At 60.9% G+C, this 20,564-nt stretch carries 15 protein-coding genes; 2 read left to right on the top strand and 13 right to left on the bottom strand.

Features of this window, described 5'->3' with window-relative positions; genetic code table 11:
* The first annotated feature begins 75 nt into the window (after positions 1–75).
* Positions 76–1,044 (top strand): hypothetical protein, encoded by a 969-nt coding sequence (locus AC24YW_RS33510; RefSeq protein ID WP_487486697.1) that lies wholly within the window; start codon positions 76–78, stop codon positions 1,042–1,044.
* Entirely contained in the window at positions 1,041–2,042 is a 1,002-nt protein-coding gene (locus AC24YW_RS33505) for a methionyl-tRNA formyltransferase (RefSeq protein ID WP_487486696.1), read from the top strand. Before AC24YW_RS33510 ends, AC24YW_RS33505 begins: the two co-directional genes overlap by 4 nt.
* A 50-nt stretch (positions 2,043–2,092) precedes the next feature.
* Here AC24YW_RS33505 and AC24YW_RS33500 read toward each other — a convergent pair whose 3' ends face one another.
* The 13 genes from AC24YW_RS33500 to AC24YW_RS33440 all read right to left on the bottom strand — a co-directional run bounded on the left by AC24YW_RS33500 (position 2,093) and on the right by AC24YW_RS33440 (position 20,422).
* Positions 2,093–2,659: a transglutaminase-like cysteine peptidase gene (locus tag AC24YW_RS33500; protein WP_487486790.1), complete on the bottom strand. Its 567-nt coding sequence runs from the start codon at positions 2,657–2,659 to the stop codon at positions 2,093–2,095.
* 489 nt (positions 2,660–3,148) lie between these two features.
* Positions 3,149–4,462 carry an HlyD family type I secretion periplasmic adaptor subunit gene (locus AC24YW_RS33495; protein ID WP_487486695.1) on the bottom strand — a complete coding sequence of 438 codons (1,314 nt, stop codon included), beginning with the start codon at positions 4,460–4,462 and terminating at the stop codon, positions 3,149–3,151.
* Positions 4,459–6,393, bottom strand: a complete 1,935-nt coding sequence (locus tag AC24YW_RS33490; RefSeq protein ID WP_487486694.1) for a type I secretion system permease/ATPase — start codon at positions 6,391–6,393, stop codon at positions 4,459–4,461. The genes AC24YW_RS33495 and AC24YW_RS33490 overlap by 4 nt, the downstream gene beginning before the upstream one ends.
* 93 nt (positions 6,394–6,486) lie before the next feature.
* Entirely contained in the window at positions 6,487–9,249 is a 2,763-nt protein-coding gene (locus tag AC24YW_RS33485) for an Ig-like domain-containing protein (protein WP_487486693.1), read from the bottom strand.
* A 683-nt stretch (positions 9,250–9,932) separates the two neighbouring features.
* A complete protein-coding gene (locus tag AC24YW_RS33480; protein WP_487486692.1) occupies positions 9,933–10,970 on the bottom strand; it encodes a glycosyltransferase family 2 protein in 1,038 nt (345 codons plus the stop codon).
* A complete protein-coding gene (locus tag AC24YW_RS33475; protein ID WP_487486691.1) occupies positions 10,960–12,228 on the bottom strand; it encodes a glycosyltransferase family 4 protein in 1,269 nt (422 codons plus the stop codon). The genes AC24YW_RS33480 and AC24YW_RS33475 overlap by 11 nt, the downstream gene beginning before the upstream one ends.
* Positions 12,225–13,415: a GNAT family N-acetyltransferase gene (locus AC24YW_RS33470; RefSeq protein ID WP_487486690.1), complete on the bottom strand. Its 1,191-nt coding sequence runs from the start codon at positions 13,413–13,415 to the stop codon at positions 12,225–12,227. Before AC24YW_RS33470 ends, AC24YW_RS33475 begins: the two co-directional genes overlap by 4 nt.
* 85 nt (positions 13,416–13,500) lie before the next feature.
* Positions 13,501–14,595 (bottom strand): hypothetical protein, encoded by a 1,095-nt coding sequence (locus AC24YW_RS33465; protein ID WP_487486689.1) that lies wholly within the window; start codon positions 14,593–14,595, stop codon positions 13,501–13,503.
* Positions 14,596–14,603: 8 nt separating this feature from the next.
* Positions 14,604–15,956, bottom strand: coding sequence for a hypothetical protein (locus tag AC24YW_RS33460; RefSeq protein WP_487486688.1), 1,353 nt, complete (start codon positions 15,954–15,956; stop codon positions 14,604–14,606).
* 86 nt (positions 15,957–16,042) lie between these two features.
* A complete protein-coding gene (locus AC24YW_RS33455; protein WP_145638735.1) occupies positions 16,043–16,900 on the bottom strand; it encodes a 2OG-Fe(II) oxygenase in 858 nt (285 codons plus the stop codon).
* A 188-nt stretch (positions 16,901–17,088) separates the two neighbouring features.
* The gene (locus tag AC24YW_RS33450) at positions 17,089–17,946 is read right to left on the bottom strand and encodes a hypothetical protein (protein ID WP_487486687.1); all 858 of its coding nucleotides are present in this window, start codon (positions 17,944–17,946) and stop codon (positions 17,089–17,091) included.
* 220 nt (positions 17,947–18,166) lie between these two features.
* Positions 18,167–19,381: a glycosyltransferase family 4 protein gene (locus tag AC24YW_RS33445; RefSeq protein ID WP_487486686.1), complete on the bottom strand. Its 1,215-nt coding sequence runs from the start codon at positions 19,379–19,381 to the stop codon at positions 18,167–18,169.
* Between the two features lie 3 nt (positions 19,382–19,384).
* Positions 19,385–20,422 carry a glycosyltransferase family 2 protein gene (locus tag AC24YW_RS33440; protein ID WP_487486685.1) on the bottom strand — a complete coding sequence of 346 codons (1,038 nt, stop codon included), beginning with the start codon at positions 20,420–20,422 and terminating at the stop codon, positions 19,385–19,387.
* Between the last annotated feature and the right edge of the window lie 142 nt (positions 20,423–20,564).

The following is a 20,564-nucleotide window of genomic DNA, read 5'->3' as shown; positions in this document are numbered from 1 at the left end:
CAATTGCAATCCGGCGATGCGGGCATGAGAGCTTTTCGCAGACCGGGCTTCTCCCCCGTTCGTCTACGAACGCTGATGAAGCTCGCCGTCGCGGAAACGGGATTGGACATGTCGGGAATGACCGTGCTGACCGAAGCCGCAACTGGCGCTTATGCCGTGACCCCGGTCCTCGCAGCGATGGCCGGAGCCAAGTGCGTCCACGCGTTCACGAGGCCCGGCCGCCATGGGACCGTGCTCGATGCCAAGCGCGAGACTATGGAGCTCGCGGCCCTTCTGGGTGTCGCTGACCGCATCGAGATTTTGGAACGCATCAGCCCCGAGATACTCCACAACGTCGATATCGTGACCAACAGTGGCCACCTTCGTCCTCTTACTACCGAACTGATCGACCAGCTGCGCGACGACGCCGTGATTGCCTTGATGTTCGAGGCCTGGGAATTTCGCGGTGAGGACCTCGATATCAAAGCGTGCGCCCGGCGCGGAATCCCCGTGGTCGGAGTCAACGAGCGGCACCCCGCCGTCGACGTCTTCTCATTTCTCGGCCCGCTCGCCGTGAAGCAGTTGCACGACTGCGGTCTGGCGGTCCTTGGCAACAAGATAGGCCTGCTCTGCGACAACGACTTCCTTGCTCCGCTGCACGCCGGGCTGACAAGCCTCGGCGCGAAGGTCAAGACATTCGACAGTGTTGCAGCTGTCCACCCCGACGCGTGGGACGCCTTCGTCGTCGCCTTGCAGCCAGCGACCACGCCACGCGTCGGCCAGGCAGAGGCGACACATTTAGCCGCCTGCGCGAGCGCCGGCGCTGTCGTGGTACAGTTCTGGGGCGATATCGATCGAACGGCGCTGGCGCGAAATGGCTTCGCTGTCTGGCCAACGAGCCCCGTCAAGCCAGGCCACATGGGCATTCTGCTCTCGGACATCGGCCCCGAACCGATCGTACGATTGCAGACCGGCGGCTTGCGCGCGGCCGAATGGGTTCGGCGCGGCGGCGCCGTAACTCCGGATGGCTTCGCCCAGCTCGTACCGTGGCCGGCGGCGACATGACGGAACCCCTGCAGCCCGATGTCGTGCTCCTCGCGGACGGGCCGACGGGCTTCGCGGCGCTTCGCTCCTTGGCTGCGCGGTGCCGCGTGGTCCAGATCTTCCGAAAACCGGACCAACCTGAGGCCCGCGCGTTGAGCGCATTCGCAGAAGCACGGGGCATCCCGGTTGCGGCGTTGCTGGAGTTGAACCAGCTCCAGAAAGTGATCGAGGACCAGCGCCCGGCGGCCGTTGTGATCTCCTCGTTCGATCGGATCATCCCCCCGCGCATTCTTGCATCGTGTCGCTTCGTCAACGTGCACTATTCCCTTCTGCCGCGTTATCGCGGCCGCGCCAACGTCAATTGGGCAATCATCAACGGCGAGACCACCGCCGGCATCAGCATTCACCTCGTCGTCCCGGAGCTTGATGGCGGCAATCTGCTGTTTCAGAAGGCCATCTCGATCGGTGCGAACGACACGGTCACCTCTCTCTACGATCGCCTCAACGCGATCCAGGAAGATGAACTCGGCGGGGTCGTCGTTCGAGCGATCACCGGCTATCAGGGCACAGCTCAAGATGCCGATCAGGCCTCCTATGGCTGCACCCGTGTTCCGGACGATGGAGAGATAGACTGGCGGCAACCGACCGACACCATCGATCGGCTGATCCGCGGCTTGACGCCGCCATTTCCTGGTGCCTTCACCCACCTTGCCGGGCAGCGTCTCAGCATCACTCACGCCTCCCCCCAGCTTGATGCCCGATGCTATGTCGGCCGCGTGCCAGGCCGGATCGTAGGGCGATCATCTTCCGAAGGCTGGGTCGATGTGCTGACTGGCGACGGCGTACTGCGTATGTTCAGCGTCCTCCTTCCCAACGCCGAGCAGCCGTGTGCCGCCGCTTCCGTCATCGGATCGACGCGAGCTACCCTGGGGCTGTCGCGCCTCGATCTTCTCCGCCGGATCGTCGCGCTTGAAGATCGGCTTGCTTCGCTTGAGCAGCTGAATAGCGCTCACAAGTAAGCGCAACCGGTCTGGCCAAGGCAGCCTCAGGCTCCGGCGTCGCCCATGCCTCATACCCCTTCGCGTCCAACGGTGGCCCACAGCCCGTCATTGCCTGCGCTTTGCACGCGAACCCAGCGATAGGGCGTCCGCGACCACGGCTTGACCCGTGGCGTGAGATTGTCGAGGACGAAATCGCCGCTCCTGGTCCGCACCAGAAGCACCAGATGATGTTCGCCGGACCTCATGACCACTTCGCTCAATAGGAGGACGCGCGCGGGCCAGCCGCGCCGGAGCAGCTCGTGACGCTTGCTCACCGCGTAATCGTTGCAATCGCCACGATCGGGGTTGATGGTCCACTCTTCGCCGGCGAGACCGAGCTCGTTGCGAGCCGGTTCTATCGCCTGATTGACCGTGCGATTGATCTCCTGCAGGTCTGCCCAGCGCGTCTCGGTCAACCGGATCGGGCCGCCGCGGAACGAGCGCCGCGGACGACATTCGGCCTCATACCGCAGGCAAAACATCGTATATGTGAGAGGCGGAAGCGTTGGGCGTCCGAGTTCAATGCGCGCAGGAGCTGGCGGCGCCCTTGGCACGGTCAACAATCCCGCACGAGCCCACTGAACGCCTCCGATCATAACGGCAATGGCTGCCGCAACGGCCGGCCCCGAGGTTCGCTGCATCCGCCGCCCCCTGAGAACGCCAACTAGGTCAGGATTCGCTGCTTCGAGCCTCCCGGTCGCCAAAACGGTCCGGTCGCTCACACCATTTGATATTAATTCTATTTAATTTAAATAACAATAATGAATGCACATTAAATCGACGCGAATGCCGCACGCAGACGCCCCCCAGGATGTCCGCGGAGCCCTGCAGATGAAGACATCAGGACGAGTGAATAGCGGGAAAGTTTTGGGTCGGTCGGGCCACCCGACGGAGGGGCCCGATCAAGAACGCCGCGAGGGAGTTGCCCGCGCATCCAGCGATCTCAAGATTTACCGCCGCATATGATTCGAGTTCTTGAACGCGGGCGTCAAACCAGGTCGTACCCTCCGTCGCGGGGCGTGATGCGCTTTCGTCACCGGCGCCCTCGGGTGGGGCGCCGGCGACGCATGCTTGCGCGAAAGATCTCAACGCTCCTTGAACGCGTGCCCGGCCTGATCCTGCAGCGGCTTGAGCAGGTATGACAATGCGGTCCGACCTGCCGTCTTGATGAACACCTCGACCGGCATGCCGGGCAGCAGCTTGGCCGAGCCGAGCTTCGCCAGCTCCTCCGGCTTCAGCAGCACGCGACCCGTATAGTAGCTCGTGCCGGCGCGCTGATCTTGCGTAATATCCGCCGAGACCATGCTGACCTCCCCATCGACTTCGGGCGTGGTCTTCTGGTTGAACGCTGCGAAGCGCATCGTTGCGGTCTGTCCCACATAAACCTGGTCGATATCGCGCGGTGCGATCTTGACCTCGATCGCAAGCGAATCTGCATCAGGTACGATCAGCATGATCTGCTCGCCGGGCGAGATGACGCCGCCAACGGTGTGGACGTTCAGCTCGTGGACACGGCCCGATTGCGGAGCCCTGATATCGACCCGATTCAGCTGATCAACGGCGGCAGTCTTGCGCTCGCTCAGTTCGGCGAGCTTCGAGCGCGTGTCGATCAGGTCCTTGCCGACTTCCGTCCGCAGGTCCTGGTCGATCTGAATGATCTGGAGCCCGATTTCCGAGATCTTGCCCTTCGACTGAGCAATCATTCCGGCGAGCTGGCTGCGCTCGCCTTCGATGCGCGCGGAGTCGCGCTCGAGGGCATTGAGCCGCGTGATCGGCACCAGATTCTTCTGCCAGAGGCTACGTACGCCCTCGAGCTCCTGGCGGATGAATTCGACCTCCTTCTGCTTGGCCTCGGTCTGCCCCATATAGCCCTTGATCTCGTTTTCAAGCTGCGCGCTTTTCTCCTGCAACTGGGCTTTCTGGCCGCTCCTCGCCTGACGCCGCAGGTCGAACAGCTTGCGTTCCGCGGTGATTGCACGATTCGCCTCGGAGTTGCTTTCCTTGGAGCGGTCGAGCAGCACCTTGGGAAACACGACCTGGTCGGCGCCATCGCGCTCGGCCTCGAGACGAGCCTGCCGCGCGAACAGCTCATCGATGCTGTTGGTGACGATCGTCGCATTCGCGAGCGTCTGGGTCTCATCGAGCCGGATCAGAATGTCGCCTGCCTTGACCCGGTCGCCTTGCCGCACGCGCAACTCGCCCACGATCCCGCCGGTCGCGTGCTGGACCTTCTTGACGCTCGAATCCACCACAACCACGCCTTGGGCGATGACCGCGCCCGACAATTGGGTCGTTGTCGCCCAGCCGCCGACCCCGAAGGTCACCAGAGCCAGCATGATCATTCCGACGATCATGTAACGCTGGATGGATTGCAGCGCCGGCGCTATCTGACCGCTCATCGGCCACCTCCTTGAGCTTCCCCGACGACTTTGAGCGGTACCGGATTTCGCAACACTTTGTTGAGAACCTCCTCTTTCTTGCCGAAGGACTGAACCCTGCCGTCTCCGAGACACAAGACATGGTCAACCGCTTCCAGCGCCTTCGGGCGATGGGCGACAACGGCGACAATTCCTCCCCGGCGGCGCACGTTCATGATCGCCTCGGTCAAGGCCTCCTCGCCCTCGGCATCGAGATTGGACGAGGGTTCATCGAGCACGACCAGGAAGGGTTTGCCGTAAAACGCGCGCGCGAGCCCGATGCGCTGCCGCTGCCCGGCGGACAGCGCCAGTCCTCCCTCGCCGATCTTCGTGCTGTATCCGTCCGGAAGGGAGAGGATGAGGTCGTGCGCGCCGGCGGAATGTGAGGCTTCCAGGACAGCGGCGGCGGTTGCCTTCGGGTCGAATCTTGCAATGTTCATGGCAATGCTGCCGTCGAACAATTCGACATCCTGGGGCAGATAACCGATGTGCTTGCCGAGGGCGTCCGAAGACCAATGATCGAGGGCGGCGTTGTCGAGCCGAATCCGGCCTCGAACGCACGGCCACACCCCAACCAGCGCACGTGCCAGCGTCGACTTGCCGGACCCGCTTGGACCGATGATTCCGACCGCCTGCCCGCTCCGCAGCTGGAATGACACTTCACTGAGGGTCGGCCTCTCGCAGTTCGGAGCGCCGACATAGAGATGCTCGGCGGTGAGGGTTCCAACGGGCGCAGGCAGCGCCAACCGCTCCTCCTCTTGAGGCAGAAGCTTCAGCAAGTGATCGAGCCGCTGTCCCGACTGTCGCGCAGCGACGAAGCCTTTCCAGTTCGCAATGGCCATCTCGACGGGCGCCAGTGCCCGCGCAGTGAGAATCGATCCGGCAATGATGATGCCGGCGGTCGATTCCTGGTTGATGACGAGGACGGCCCCGACGGCCAGAACCAGCGATTGCAGGATTGCCCGGAAGATCTTCGAGGCGCCACCGAGTCCGTTCGCGACATCGCTGGCCCGCTCTTGCGCCGCGAGGTACTTCGCGTTGGCATCGCGCCAACGCAACGCCGCCTGCTGGCGCATGCCCATGGCCTGCAAGACTTCGGCATTCCGCCGCCCCTCGAGCACAAGGGCAGTTCTCGATACGGCCAGACGCGAGGTCGCCTTTGCCGGCCCTCGGGTTCGAGTTTCGGTGAGGATCGTAATGCCGACAAGCACCAGCGCGCCGGCCAGCGCAGTGACGCCGATCCAGAAGTGAAAGAGGAAGCAGACGCCGAGATAGATCGGCATCCAGGGCAGATCGAACAGCGCCGTCGGCCCGCCGCTCGACAGGAAGCTGCGGACCTGATCAAGATCCCGCACAGGCTGCAAGCCGTCGCCATCCGCCCTGGTCTTGAGAGGCAGGCGAACAAGCGCGTCGAAAACGCGAGCGCCGAGCATTTCATCGAAATACCGCCCGACCCGGGCACTTATCCTGCTCCTGATGAGGTCGAGCCCACCCTGAAACAGGTAAAGCACCGTCGCCAGGACCATCAAGGCGATCAGTGTCGGTATGCTGCGCCCGGGCAGCACCCGGTCATACACTTGCAGCATGAAGAACGAACCGGTGAGCATGAGGAGATTGCTCATCCCGCTGAAGGCCGCGAGGGCCCAGAAAATCCGGCGGCAGGACCGCAGGAAGGCCGACAGCTCCGATTGCGAATCGTCATAGTCATCCGCCGGCCGCGGGCGACCGGTGAATATTCGTTGCCGCAGAGCTTCGATCGGGCGCCTTGCCCAATCGAGCAGCCGCGATGTCCGCAGCTCGGCGCTTTCCGCCCGCTGCCGTCCAGCCGCCCAGAGCTCCGATATGTGAAGAAGTGGAATTCGAATGAGATTAGCGGGCGGGGGGAATGCCCCCCGCCGTCCAAAGTCCATCATGGTAGCCGCCCTTGAACCATGCCTTTGTCTGAAGATCCCCCAAGAGATCCCCAAGGCAGTTGTTGAGTACTACTCGGTGTGGATGCCCACACTTTACGCGAAGTGGAAGTCCTGGCTGGTCAACGAACCGACCTTCATGTTCTTCAGCGTGAGCGTGTCGCCCCCCGTCGCGATGACGACGTCCTGACCCGATTGGGTCGCGTGGGATAGAACACTCGCAAAGCTGTCGAACACGCTCTTGCTGAACTGGATCGTGTCGTGAGCAGGTCCGCTGGCAGTGAAGTCCTTGATGACATCGTTGCCGAAATTCGCGGCAAACGAGAACGTGTCGGCCTTGGTGGTGCCAACGAAGGCGTCATTGCCTGGCGTGCTCGTCTGTACGTTGCTGCTCGTCGAGCTCGAAGTCGCAGCGAGCTGAGTGGTGCTCGTGGACGACGTAGCTGCGCTCGACGTACCGACCTGCCCATCGCCGTTGAGATCCTGATGGAAACTCGTCTCGAGCGATTTAAGGCCGGAGTTCGTACCCGACACGGAGCCCCCCTTTGTGGAGCCGGTCAGGCTGCTCAGGTGGGAAACGTAGTTACCGTTGTTGTCGGTGTTCCACGCCGTATACTGACCGCTGCTCGCCTCCTTCCAGACGACCTGATAGCCCGTCGCCGTCTTTTCCGCGGCAATGGGAGCCCAGGTGTGATCTGATCCCTCGATGAAATCCGCACCGCCATGCTTCAGCGTGGGGCCCGTCCCGGTGCTGCCGTTGAGGTAGTACTTGTCGCCACTCTCAACGAGACGCGTCGCACCGGCCGACTCAATCACCGTGCCAGCGGCAGGCGACGTCGGTGAGGTCGGAGACGTAGGTGTGGACGTGGTGGAAGTACCGATCTGTCCGTCACCGTTCAGATCCTGGTGGAAGGTCGTCTCGAGCGATTTGAGGCCAGAGTTCGCACCCGACACGGCGCCGCCCGACGTGGAGCCGGTCAGGCTGCTGACGTGGGAGAGATAGTTGCCGTTACTGTCGGTGTTCCATGCGGTGTACAGGCCGCTGCTCGCCTCCTTCCAGCCGACCACGTAACCCGTTGCCGTCTTTTCCGCGGCAATGGGCGCCCAGGTGCCATCCGACCCATCGACAAACGCCACTCCGCCCTTCTTCAGCGTGGGGCCTGTCCCGGTGCTGGTGTTGAGGTAGAATTTGTCGCCACTCTCAACGAGCCGCGTCGCACCGGCCGACTCGATCACCGTGCCGGCAGTGGGCGACGTCGGCGTGGTGGGGGTTGTCGGGGTGGTGGGTGTCGTCGGTGCGGTGGGCGACGTCGAGGTGACGCTCGCCGTGACAACGGCGGACGCCACGCTGGTGTTGCCTGCCACGTCCGTGGCCTTCGCCGTGAGGCTGTGCGCACCGACAGCAAGGGCTGCGGACGTATAGGCCCACACACCGCTGCTGTTCGCGGTCGCGGTCCCGATCTGGGTCGTGCCGTCGAACACCTTGACGACGCTGCTCGCTTCGGCATTGCCCGACATCACCACCTGATTGGCGGTGTTCACCTTGTTGCTGACGATGGTCGGGGCGGTCGGCGCCTTGGTATCGACGGTGACTACCACCGCAGACGACGCCGCGCTGGTCTGCCCCGACGAGTTGGTCGCCGTTGCGGTGAGCGTATGTTTGGCGTCAGTCAGGACCTTGGTGATGTAGTCCCAATTCCCGCTCGAATCCGCAGTCGCCGAACCGAGCTGGGTCGTACCGTCGTAGACCTTGACGGTGCTGCCGGCAGCGGCCTTGCCCTTCAGCTCGAGGGTGCTGTCGTTCGTGATGCGATCGCCAGCGGTGCCGCTATCGTTCGAGATCGAGGCGATCGTGGGTGCAGTCGAACCGGTCGGCGGTGTCGGCGACGTGGGTGTCGTCGGCGACGTCGGTGCATTTGCGTCCTGAAGGACGGCACCAGTCTTCATGTTGACGTTGTGGATATAGATCGACTTCGAGCTGGAGTCGTTGGGACCGCCCCGGACACCGCCGAACGCCAGTCCCGAAGACGAACTGGACGGATCGAAGTAGTTGTCGTGGACGGTGAACGTATTCTGGATATCCGCCACCGTGACGCCAGTGAAGGCGTTGACGCTGCCGGTGAATACATTGTTGCCGATTTCGCCGGAAACGATCGTGCCCGGGCTGCTGCCGATGTCGGGCTCCACCATGAAGCCCTGGCTCGCTCCGCCGTTCTGGGTGGTGGTGTTGTACTTGATGGTGGCGGTGAACGGCCCGTCCATGAACTCGGTGTAGTCGCCGTGCGCACCGGATGCCATTCCGGCGTTCTGAAGCAGATTATACTCGACGACAAGGCCGGCCGACTTGCCGCCATTGTGCATTTGAATCATGTCGCCGCCGGCATTCTTGAGCCAAGAATACTCCACGGTCAACGTGCCCGAACCGCGGTTCTCGATGAGGCCGCTGACGTTGCCGTTGTTGTTGCCGTCAAGCGTCGAGTACATGACCGTCAAGTTCGACGAAGAATCCGTCGCCAGGATCGGCTTGAGGCCATTGGACCCGACCTGGAAGTTGGAATTCAGAATCTTCGTACCGGCGCCCTGGACGACAACGCCCCAGCCACCGTTGAGCGAGAAATCATAACCGTCGAGCGTGACGTTGCTGCCCGTCACCGTGATGGTGTGGTTCGCCGCATTCACCGATACCCCGGCCATCGAGATCGTCGCCGGATTCTTCAGCGCTAATCCCGAAGGCGTCCCCACGTGATAATCCACGCCCGCGACATTCCATCCGGGCCGGTTCGCACCGTAGGAATCGAGCAAGTTCGGAAGCTGCGGCGTTCCAACTGGAGCATTTGCGGAGCCGTCGTTAATTGCCATCTACCCTGTTCTCCTGATTATACTAGACGATAGGCACGCGCTCAACCGCGAGGTCCCCCGAGCGACACGCTATCCTTAGAAGCCGATTATCTCGGCCGCGGCGACTCTTGGCCGAGCACCGCGGACTTTTTTTGGACTAGATCGAGGCTGTGCTGGGGTCATGTCTTGTCTCAGACCGCCACACTCACGTGCATTAAATAATTAAACACGCGACTTGCATGAACGCGCCGGCACGAATCGCAGATCCACAGACAACATCGCACTATAACCATTGATAGAGAAGACTGGTAGCCGATTTGCCAACGATGAATCGACGCCAAGGGGAGCGCAAATAATCGCGCAGCCCAATTGTGTCATATTCCGAAATAATGATTTTAAATGTGCACATAACCAGGCTCAATGCAGGAAAGTAAATCGGTGACCCCGATCGAAGGCATCACGCCAAGCCCACGCCACAATATCCGGGCGATCCTGGCCTTTCCTAGCGAACGAGTTCGTGGTGGTCGATTGAGGGGACGGGTCGCCACGACCCGGGCCGCCCGGACTCAAACACGGGCTCTTGTGCGGTCAATCCGAATTGCACCACCCGAGCCGCGCCACTCAATTGGCGCGCTCGCCAACCTCGCCGCTCGCGAAGATGAGCACGCGCCGCCTCTGCGATTGAAGCTGAACGTGCGCAGCGCCTAGCCGGGCTGAGGCAATCGCACGGAAGCGTCGGGTTTCCCGGACTTCCCCTGGGCGCCGTCCATCAGACCGACGAGGGTGACTTTCGCCGCCAAAGGCGCGCCAATGACGACGTACCTGACGGCGTGCAGCAAGCCCCAGCCAAAGTGAAGCAGCCACCGCCGTTTGGCCCACCGGCGCGCGAAGAGGATGCTGTTACGCGCCGACAGATAGACCGAAAGGAATGATTGCTTTCTCGGATCAATCGCAGAACCAATGGCGGTGCCGCCAACGTGGCGTATGATCGCCCGTTCCGCGAAGCCTATTCTGTGCTTACCGCGGCGACGACCCCAATCCACATCCTCCATGTAGAGAAAATAGTCCTCAGCCATCAATCCGACGTCCTCGATGAACGCACGCGTGACCAGCACGCAGGCGCCGCTGATCGTATCGATCCGTGAGAGCACCTCGGGCGCCGGAGACGTGCCGGCTGCCAAGTTTCGGCCGATGGCGAGAACCCGGCCGGTGACGGGCGACCATTGAAGTCCGTAGTTGATGATCTTGTCGGGCGCATCGTCGAAAACGAGGGTACCACCAATCATTCCGAAACCCTGGTCCGCCTTGGCCATGAATTCCGTCAGGCAGTTCTCGTGCACTTCGGTATCCGGATTGAGAACGAGCACTGCCTCCCAGCCGCGCGTACCCAACAGGCGCTCGAGCCAGGCGTTTATCCCTCCGCCATAACCGAAATTATCTGTCGCAAGTCCAAGTCGGACAATAACGGCTCGATTCTGGAAACGGAATTTGACGACAGAACTGAACCGCCCGCCGGGCGCATCCGCGACATCATCTTCGTCCGGGATACATGGCAGCATCCGCTCCTGACCGAGGAGTGCGGCCGCCAACGTTTCGAAGGCTTCCTTCCCTCCATTTTCGCAGACGAAGATTTCAAACTCCTGCCAATCGGACGCCGCGAGCGATCTCAGACACCGCAGAATGTCGTCGGGATTGCGATACCCGACGATCAGAACTGCGAGCTTTGCGCGATCAGAGGCCATGGCCAAGGCATTCCTTGATCTGCTGACGACGCCGACTGGCGACGTCGGCCCAGACGAAACGCTCGGCGCGACCGGCAGCAGCCTCCGACATCGTCCGTCGAAGCTCGAGGTCGCCTGCCAGCGAACGAATGGCCTCGACCCAACGCGCCGCATCGTAGGGATCGAGCACGAACCCCTCATGACTGTCTCGCACGAAGCGCCCTGCCCCCATCTCCGTAGTGACGACCGGAAGTCCAGCGCCGCACGCTTCGTACATGACCAAAGGACTTCCCTCCTCCAGCGAAGGAAACATGAAGACGTCCGCCGATCGATAAAGCGCGCCAACGTCCTTGAGATAGTCGAATACGATCACGTCATCCCTGGCAAGAAGGCTGGCGCACTTCTCCCTGATGGTCGGCTCCATCTCCCCCGCGAGCACGAGCCTTCCCTTCACCCCGCTCTGTGCCCAATAGTCCAGAAGCAAATGGGCTCCTTTCCGCACGCATATGGCGCCGACGAACACCACCGTGACGCCGGCGCTCGGTTCGAGCAATGGCTGTTTTCCGACAAGCCGCGCCGGCTCCCAGCCGTAACTCGCGTTCAAGAACTTGGATCGAGGCACGCCGTTCTCCAGCAGCGAGGCCTCGACCAGTGGGCTCGGACAAAACACGTGATCCACCGCCTCGAGGACCTGCGCCTCACGATCGACCTTCGCAGACGTGATCCCGTGCGCAGGCGCGACTCCAAGCCGCTCGTACGCATGATCGAGAATTCTCTTTGCCGTCCCGGTATGGCAATTGAACTGTTCACGAAACACCGCAACACCGCGCCGCTTCAAGTGCTGGATCGTCTCCAAGCTTGCGTCCGGCCAGAGATAGGCTGCCGGCCTCTCGGATTCAAATTGATCGATGCAAGAGAGGAATACGCGCTCGATTGTACGGCCGACCCAACGTCGCACGAGCCGATATGGGACGTATCTCGCCCAATCCGGCAGTACTTCGACGAGTTGTACCGGTGGCAGCGCCAACTGCGCCCGCGGCGTCACGATCGTCACATCGAAGTTCTCGCTCGCCATCCCCTTTGCGAGGGAGCTGCACGTATAGCCAACCCCCATTCCATTGAGCGGCAGCGGCATCAGCACACCCAGTGAGATGCTCTTTGCAGCTGCGCGCTCAGAAGCCCGATCCTGCCTCTGACGAGCAGATCCAGGTTCTTCCGCAAGAACTCCGGGACGCACGTCTTGCCTTGCCTTGGGGCCGTCCATGGGCTTCACGATCATGACGGAGGGGCCCGATAAGACGGTTGACTGCTGACCCCGGTCCGCCACTTTCGCTTGATCCCCGCAAGCCAAGAGCTCCGCAGCAAACTCTTGGCCAGACGATTGAACCCGCCGATGGAGGTGCGCAGGAGGTTGATGCAAACCGCCTTCGATCGCGGGGCAAAGATATAGACCGTCGACTCCTGTCTCGACAGGTTAGCCAGCAATTCCTTGTAAGTTGCATCGCCGATGCCGAAGTCGACCAGTCGCACCGGCCGGCTCGAGGACGCCTGTAGTTCTTCCAATACGCTCAGAATCAGATGAAGGCCGGGACCGTACTTCGCATAGGCAGGATCGTAGGAAACGTACTCGCTGAGAAAGACTCCATTGCGTAGCGAGCCGATCCAGAGAGCGACCGGTCGGCCGTTGAGGTACAGAATGTATCCTCGCAGCCAGCCCTTGCTTGCTTCGAAACGGAGACGCGATCGGATGACGGGACTTTCGGAGAACCCCACACCCAGCCCCCGCTGATAGGATTTGGCTGCAATGGTCTCCGCGTCCCGCATCAACTGATCCAGTTCAGCGGGGGAATCAAATCGCTGGATTCTTCTGTCCGCAAAATCACAAGCTATGCTTTCGACGCGCTTGCGCTCGTTGTAACGCCCCTTCTTCGGAAGGCCAGCCAGGAACGAGCCAGCCTTCTCCGGAAGTTCGCACAGCCGATGAGCTTGTGGGCTGATCAAGTGATCAGCGCACCACCAGGAAGGAAGATCGCGGGCGAATTTGACAAGGGGAGAATTGACGTTCGGAGAGTGGAATGAGGCAGCATCGGCCTCCCCGGCTGCCAGCGACTCTGTAATGCTCCCGAGCAGCGTCCTTGCGTTGTGCTCGGAGATCTCTCCCAGCCAGCCGCCATGAACAATCTGCAATATCCTCAACCTGGGAACGGGAAGAGCAAGATACCCCAGCTTGACCGGCACGTGGCTGGTCTCCAAGCGACCGACAAGAAGTGCGCGGGGAAGCCCGCCTTCGTAGAGAACCACGACGTGCGGTCGCTGAACCTGCGGATATATTTCCAGGATGAACAGGAAAAAGTCGATATCCGCGTCTCGAGCGGGATTGCACGAGTTCCAAAACTCTCGAAGTTCTTCGACCTCGGAGCGTGTTCTGACAACCCTGACTTGGTGGCGCGCAGTGATTTCGTTCATGGCATTGACCTGATGAACACTCCCTCGGCCCTCATTCCCACCTCAGCACCACGCTGACGGAGCGAGGCAGACACGACCTCGACGATCAGCGGCTAGAAACTCCACCTGCCTTGACATCCTGCACGACGGCGCCCGTAAGCATGTTCATGTTGCGCACATAGATCGACTTGGCGCTGTTGTCGTTGGGTCCGCCGCGAATGGGACCGCCAAATGCCAGTCCCGACGAGGTCCTCGAAGGATCGAAATAATTGTCGCGGACCGTAAATGCGTTCACGATATCGGCGACAGTGACGCCGGTGAATGCGTTCACTGCGCCAGTCAACGTGTTGTTGCCGATTTCGCCCGAGATGATCCTGCCGGCATTGGAGCCAATGTCAGGCTCCACCATGAACCCCTGGCTCGTCCCTCCGCTCTGGGCGGTCGTGTTGTACTCGATGGTCACCGTGAACGGCCCGTCGATGAACTCCGTGTAGTCGCCGTGCGCGCCGGGCGCCATACCAGCATTCTGAATGAGATTGTATTGGAGAACGAGGCCTGCTGCCCGACCGCCATTGTGCATTTGAACCATGTCGCCGCCGGCGTTCTTCAGCCAGCAATACTGGACGGTCAGTGTACCCGAGCCACGGCTTTCGATGAGGCCGCTGACGTTGGGCTCGTTGTGGCCGTCAATCGTGCAGTACGCGACCCTCACGTTCGATGACGACACCGCCGCAAGGACGGGTTGGTTGCGATTGCCGCCGACGAGGAAATTGCAGTTTTGAATCGTCGCATCATCCCCCTGGACCACGACGCCCCAGCCGCCATCGAGGGAGAAATCATAGCCATCCAGCGTGATGCCGTTTCCGGTTACGGTGACGAGCCGCTTTTTGCGATCGACCGTCACCCCGGTCATCGAAATTGCGGCAGGATCCTTGAACTCGATCGCCGCTGGATGACCCACGCAATAGTCGACCCCTGCAACACGCCAAGGCGGACGAATGCGATATCGGCTAAGCAGCGAGGGATACTGAACGTCGCAACGCGGCGCGCTGGGGGCCCCATCGCTGTTCTGGTCGTATGCCCGCGACGCATGTGTGTCCTCGGCCGCTGTTGCGAGAGAGAGACCTGTATGCAGTGCCACTGCGGCAGCAAATGCGCAGGCAAGCAAGCCTCCAACGGTGGTTGTCAAAGGCGACTGCATGGACACACCTACCATCGCCGCGCGGGTGCCGGAGCATAGACCGGAGGACCATACCATGCAGGGGAAAGCTCGCTGAGGTGTCTCGTCCCCCAAAAATGTTCATAGAGTGAAGCCCGTACTCCGATATACGCACCCCAAACCATCCACATGGTGTTCCAGTAGTGCACGGTGAGTCCAACCAGCACCAAGGTCATGACCGCGAGCGTAAAGCCCGAACGCATCCTGTCCATGTACTCATCCAACGTCGGGCCAACGCTCTTTCGCCCGAACCCGACGTAGAAGGAGGTCACGTTGGCCAGCAGCATGAAGACTACGATCGGAATACCAAACCGGAGCGCGATGACCAGCCAAACGGCGTCCACCGAAGCATTGTCGAAAAATTCCAGGCCTGCGCCAATATCGCCAAAACCAAAGCCTGCCCAGGGTGCGAAACCGATATTGTAGAAGGCTCGATCCCAAGTGGCCTTGCGAAAATAGCCCGTCGAGGGATCGAGCGTGAGGTGCGCGACGATCCAGGAGGTCGGATTGTTGGTGGTGAGATAGATGAAGGCGAGCACGGCTCCGATGACGCCTGCGAACGCCTTCCATCGCCATGGACTGGATTTCATGAGCCGGTCATAACTAAAGACCGACAAGACGACCATGAACATCAACATTGGAGCTGAAGACATCGCCAGGAAGCATCCCAGGAACGCAACCCCAACCCAGCCGATCCGAGACAGCCGGCTCTCCGAGTACAGAAAGATCGCTCCGGCAGCCGTGCAGAACGTCCCATAGGAGATCGCGTGCGGAAAGACCGACGCCGCTCTCATCAGGCCATTTCTGAACTCCGGCTCGCTGTTCAGCCCGAGAAAGCTGTTGACGACGAGCTTGCCCGACATGTGGTCGACCATTGCGACAGCGACGATTATCGTCACTGCGATCTTCAAGCCCTTGATGAACTCCGCGACCGCCAGGCGTCCGAAAAAGAACGCGCGTCCGACAATGTAACCGCCCAGCAGTTCGAGCGTCACCGCACCCGCCGAGGACAATTCGGAGGGACGGTTCTCCTGCGCTGATACTCCCAGCATCCATACCGCCGCCAGCAAGACGAACAGATCGCAGGCAACGAACCGCCGTCCCTTCTGCAGCAACAAGAAGAGAGCCGGAATCAACAGCAGAGCGATGACCAACCGTTCGGGATTGAACTTCGCGCTCCCGAGCAAAAAGCTCATGTCGGCGGGCAACACGACCCCGGCAAAGAAAAGCCAGGTCGCGAACGGATGGGAGCGTTGCGGAACCGCACCGGCACTCGAAAGCAGCGAAGGCTCACGCTCGATCGAGCCCGTGGCTAGCGCAGCGCTGGCGAGGCGGATCCTCAACGAATGTCTCCCGACCTGTTGGAGCGATTAGCTCCCCGTGCCTGCCCCAGGACGCTCTTCACCATGCCAAAGCCGCCGAATGGACGTCAGCGCCTGAACATTCTCGGAATCTGCCAGACGATGGGCGGGATGAAGGGCTTGATGACCTCGAGGGTCGTTCGCTTCCTGACCTCGCCCGGCCGCATTTTGAAGATCGTCGTATGGTCTTCGGACATTTCGTCTTCCGGTCGACCATTGGTGTAGTAGTAGAGCGCGATCGATCTGCGATACTTGCCTTTTGGGCTCGTCAGGGGATCGGGATGCCCGTGATATGCGGTGTCGGTCGTCGAGAATACAACGATCCGGTTCGCAATCGGAAAATAGGCCTTTTGCTTTGCCTTGACGTCCTTGTCCCACAATTCGAGGGCGCCGCCCCACTCCTGCTTCCAATCATGGTTCAGATAGACCAGCAGATTGAGCCGGCGGTCCAGCCTCAGCTTCTTGTGCTTGTTGAAGTCTGCGTGAATGGCGAGGCGACCACCGCGCGGAATCATGTGCAACCCGCCGCCAACGAGGTAAGGATCGGGAATGAGACCCTCGATGCCGGTGAGGCGCTCCAGGAAGTCCAGAAAGAGCCGCGAGTTCAGCGAACTGACGAACTGCTGAATGTAGGGAGGAAAGTCCTCAAAGCGGTCGAGTCCGAGCTTCTGCTCCTCATACGCGCCGGCATCGAGAAAGGTCCGATTCCACGAGCTCTCAAATTCTCCGGGAAACTCCGCCGCGACCCTTCTAATGACCTCGTCATCAAAAAAGGTATCGATTCCGATGTGAGGAAAGGGTTGGTTGTCCCGGTACTGCTCGGCCCATGCATCGGCCTGGCGGCGCATTTTATCCAACGGAAGGAAGGACTTGCTATCGAGACATTGGGACTCCGCAGACAGCGGCAGCACAGCTGTGGCAACCATTTCTACCTCTTTCCCCGTTCAGCGGGGTAAATGACGTCGCTCGAAGTCCGTCCTCTCGAGTGGACGGCCGCACTATTAAATCACAATACATTATAATATTATATACGACAAGCCAATTAAATAAATTCTGATCATGAACGTTAATGCCGAGGGGAGACACCGAGCTCGCCACGGGAAAGCGGATTGAATCACGCCGGCGTCAGGCAACCGTTCTCCGACAGCGAAGCCGCCAGCATCCGGTCCATCCCCAACTCCTTAGAGATTGCGCTGGGATCCGACGCCCGCTGCGTCGAATACGTTGACCTCCGGAACATCGCCTTGTGGCGCATGCGCAGGCGACGCATCGGCAAGACGAGCGGATTGCGGGTGATCGTCCCGCACGTGGTCTGGACGGGAAGGCGATCCCGCCATTTCCGCACCATGTAGCGATAGGCTCGAACGTAGTCGCGCCCCAACGAAAGCTGTGCCTTGGCGTTGTGGATCAACGGCAGGTCCAGACCGTAACAGGATCTGCCCAGTCTCTCGGCTTCGAGCACGATGTCTGCCCCGTAAAGGTGAAACTCCGGCAGCAAGGGATCGAAGGACACGCCCGAGTCCCGGCGAAGGATGATCGCCAGTTCGTCGACGCTGACCGCCCGTACAGGTACCTTCAGCTCCCCCCCATGAATTCCGCCAGTTTCGGGAAATAACGGGGCAAGCGAGGCATCCCACGTGCGACCGACCACGTCCCCTGCCGCGGTGACGCTGCTCAATCCAGCCACGGCCCACCGGCTGTCTTGCTGCGTGAGCCGCCGGATTTCCCAATCCAGCCGTTCAAACCAGTGTTCGGGGAAGAAAACATCGCAATGGGCAAAGATGAGGATATCCTCCTTCGCACTTGCGATCGCCCGGGCATAGGCGCCGGAAGCGCTAGGCTGATTCCACAGGACCGTGAGCTTTACGTTGCCCCTGGCAATCGCCGGCGAGCGCCGAAGATCACGATCGAGGATTTCAACGTCCGTCGATCGCGCACAGGTATATACGTGGAAATTAGCGCCTGGGAACATAGCGAGATCACCATATAATAGAAATTAAATAGGCCATTCATATTAACTTGGGACGAATCGCAATCAAGCCTCGACGAATAAAGTAAGGGTCGTTTGTTCGGCGCTCGATCCTAGGCATTTCGCGAATGGGGGCGCGCATCGCGCTCTGACAGCCCGGCGGCGGCGAACTGCGCCCGGACGGCAGCGGGATGGAGAATGCCGGCAGGGCATGGCGCTGCTGCTACTCCGTTCTAATTTCGCGCAAGCCAGTGAGACTTTCACCCGGAGCCGCGCCACTTTTCCGTCTCATCGCATCCTGGATGAGTGATGCTATCGCTCGTCCCCCCTGGCCGGGGGTATGGTGCGTCTCAAATTTGCGTTTCGCCGCGCGTCCCATCTGCTCCCGCAGCGAAGGGGACGAGAGGAACTCGATGACCTTCCTGCTCATCTCCGCAACATCGAATTCGGTCACGCTGAAACCGGCGTCCGGCTCGACAAACCTCCGCGCTGCAGCGCTTGCGTCGAAGCAGATCGTGGGCGTGTTGCGCCTCGCTGCTTCCAGAACCACAAGGCCAAACGCCTCCTCGCGCGAGGTCAGAAGAAAAACGTCGGATGCGGCAAAATATCTATCGACGTCGGCTTTTCTCCCAACGAAGCGCACCTGCGCGGCCAGCGCCTCGCTCTTGAGCCTGCGCTGCATGGTCTTGACCTTGTCCGGAGCGCCGCCCACCCACACGAATTGGACATTTCGCCCACTGACGGCGCCGGCAACCTGGCGAGCGACCTCTATGAACAGGTCCGTGCCCTTGCGCATCTCGATCGAGCCGCAACCGCACACGATGCTCACGTCAGGCGGAATGTCCAATTCGTGCGCAAGCCCGAGGCGCGCTTCCTCCGCGTTGGGGGAATCCCCTTCGAGTTCGGGAATGAACGGCTCGACGACCTCGATCCGGTGCGGTGCGATGTCGAACTCTTCGATCAGGCAATCCCTCACGGCGTCGGACACCGCAATATATCGGGGGCGGCGCCGCTCGAGCGTCGCGAGATTGGTCAATCCGACGCTTCGGATGGCTCCCGCAAGCTCGTGGACGTGACAGAGGACCTCGCAATCCCCGATGGGCAATCGTTCGAGCAACCGCCCGGACGCTATCGAATTGACATAGACGAGACCGAAGCGGTCCTTGGAGAGATCCTTTTGCAGGCGGGCCAGATGATTTGACTGCGCGAAATGATGCATATCGAAGCGCCTCATCGCACGATAAAGCAGATCGCCGGGTTCGACCGAGTCGACCTTGCCGAGCATGGCGAATTCCCTGCTGAGGTCGCCCGGGCTGGCAGTCACGGTACGGAAGGAAATGGAATCGTTGCGCCGAAGCCATCGCTGGATGTTGAGCAGCATGATTGGCGCCCCCGTCCGCGAGGCCTCGTGGCTGAGGAAGAGCACCTTGTTCGTCATGACCTAGCTCTGGCGGTCCCTGTCCGCGCCTAAAACGGGAATGGCGGCTGAGGTCTGCAACACCTTTTGCCGTCGCACCCTCGACTTGCCCATCAAGGACAGGAGCCTTTGGCGCCCCTCCGGCCCGGGCATCCGCAGAAGCCGCCAGACCGGGGGAAGGTAGCGCATTCGCGCATCCAGGCTCATGGCCCAGCGCAGAAGCGTAAAGCCGCTGTCCATGCGCCCCTGTCGGATATAACTGATCCCGGTGTCGAAGGCCTGATCGGCGAGCGCGTGCGCCACCTGCCGCTGCAACAACGGCATGTCCCGGCGTCGATCGTGACAGGTCTCGAAGAAGCTGTCGAACGCCGCTTTCCTCTGTCCATACTCCGTCATCATCTCCGCGAGATAGGGGTTCGACATAGCGGAATCGTGCTTTCGGTAGATCCCCTGCACCGTCTCGATCCTGGCAACTTCCGCATGCACGCCAAACCGGAGCCACATCTCCAGATCGCCGCTGTGAGGAAGCGACGGTCTATAGCCGCCTACAGCCTTCTGGACGCTTGTTCGCGCGATCGCCGTCGCCGTCGCCACGAAGTCGGAGCCGGTCCGGCACATGTACGCTACCACATCTTGCTTGGTCCATCGAAAGTCCTGGACCGAGTTGACGAAGGGCCGAGGCGTGTCCCGATGCCACACCAGACATTCGCCATAGGTCAATCCCACTTCCGGCCGCGAATCCATGATTTTCGCCGCGCGTTCGAACGCTCCCGGCACGAGCAGATCGTCCGCGGACAGCAGCAGAAAGTAGTCGCTGTCCGCCCATTCGATTCCCTCGTTGTACGTCGCGATATGTCCCTTGTTGCGTGCGTGAGCCACAACATTTACGCGCGAGTCTCTCTCCGCGAGGCCGCGCGCGATTTCGACAGACGAATCCGAGGATGCGTCATCGATGATGAGGATGCGAACGTCGGCAATGGATTGATCAAGCACGCTTCGTACGCAATCCGTCAGGAAGCGCCCGTAATTGTAGCAGGGGACAAGGACGTCAAACTTGGCCATCGCTTTAATTTCTCCTGTCGTGACGACCTCGCAAGATGAGAGGCGCCTCCGCCGACTCTTGCCCTCTCGGCGACGTTCGGACCGCCTCTGTCATGAGAGCTTCGGCCGTTCTTCCTGGTCATCGGCGCATGCGCTCGAGGGG

The sequence above is a fragment of the Bradyrhizobium sp. USDA3516 genome, from assembly GCF_057651995.1.
This window is presented reverse-complemented; position numbering and strand designations above follow the sequence as displayed.

Excerpts from the sequence above, each read along its gene's own strand:
- AC24YW_RS33505 (WP_487486696.1), top strand. The coding sequence starts at position 1,041 with ATGACGGAACCCCTGCAGCCCGATGTCGTGCTCCTCGCGGACGGGCCG.
- AC24YW_RS33495 (WP_487486695.1), bottom strand. The coding sequence starts at position 4,462 with ATGAGCGGTCAGATAGCGCCGGCGCTGCAATCCATCCAGCGTTACATG.
- AC24YW_RS33450 (WP_487486687.1), bottom strand. The coding sequence starts at position 17,946 with ATGTTCCCAGGCGCTAATTTCCACGTATATACCTGTGCGCGATCGACG.
- AC24YW_RS33500 (WP_487486790.1), bottom strand. The coding sequence starts at position 2,659 with ATGATCGGAGGCGTTCAGTGGGCTCGTGCGGGATTGTTGACCGTGCCA.
- AC24YW_RS33440 (WP_487486685.1), bottom strand. The coding sequence starts at position 20,422 with ATGGCCAAGTTTGACGTCCTTGTCCCCTGCTACAATTACGGGCGCTTC.
- AC24YW_RS33470 (WP_487486690.1), bottom strand. The coding sequence starts at position 13,415 with ATGAACGAAATCACTGCGCGCCACCAAGTCAGGGTTGTCAGAACACGC.
- AC24YW_RS33475 (WP_487486691.1), bottom strand. The coding sequence starts at position 12,228 with ATGATCGTGAAGCCCATGGACGGCCCCAAGGCAAGGCAAGACGTGCGT.
- AC24YW_RS33480 (WP_487486692.1), bottom strand. The coding sequence starts at position 10,970 with ATGGCCTCTGATCGCGCAAAGCTCGCAGTTCTGATCGTCGGGTATCGC.
- AC24YW_RS33485 (WP_487486693.1), bottom strand. The coding sequence starts at position 9,249 with ATGGCAATTAACGACGGCTCCGCAAATGCTCCAGTTGGAACGCCGCAG.
- AC24YW_RS33510 (WP_487486697.1), top strand. The coding sequence starts at position 76 with ATGAAGCTCGCCGTCGCGGAAACGGGATTGGACATGTCGGGAATGACC.
- AC24YW_RS33490 (WP_487486694.1), bottom strand. The coding sequence starts at position 6,393 with ATGATGGACTTTGGACGGCGGGGGGCATTCCCCCCGCCCGCTAATCTC.
- AC24YW_RS33455 (WP_145638735.1), bottom strand. The coding sequence starts at position 16,900 with ATGGTTGCCACAGCTGTGCTGCCGCTGTCTGCGGAGTCCCAATGTCTC.
- AC24YW_RS33445 (WP_487486686.1), bottom strand. The coding sequence starts at position 19,381 with ATGACGAACAAGGTGCTCTTCCTCAGCCACGAGGCCTCGCGGACGGGG.
- AC24YW_RS33465 (WP_487486689.1), bottom strand. The coding sequence starts at position 14,595 with ATGCAGTCGCCTTTGACAACCACCGTTGGAGGCTTGCTTGCCTGCGCA.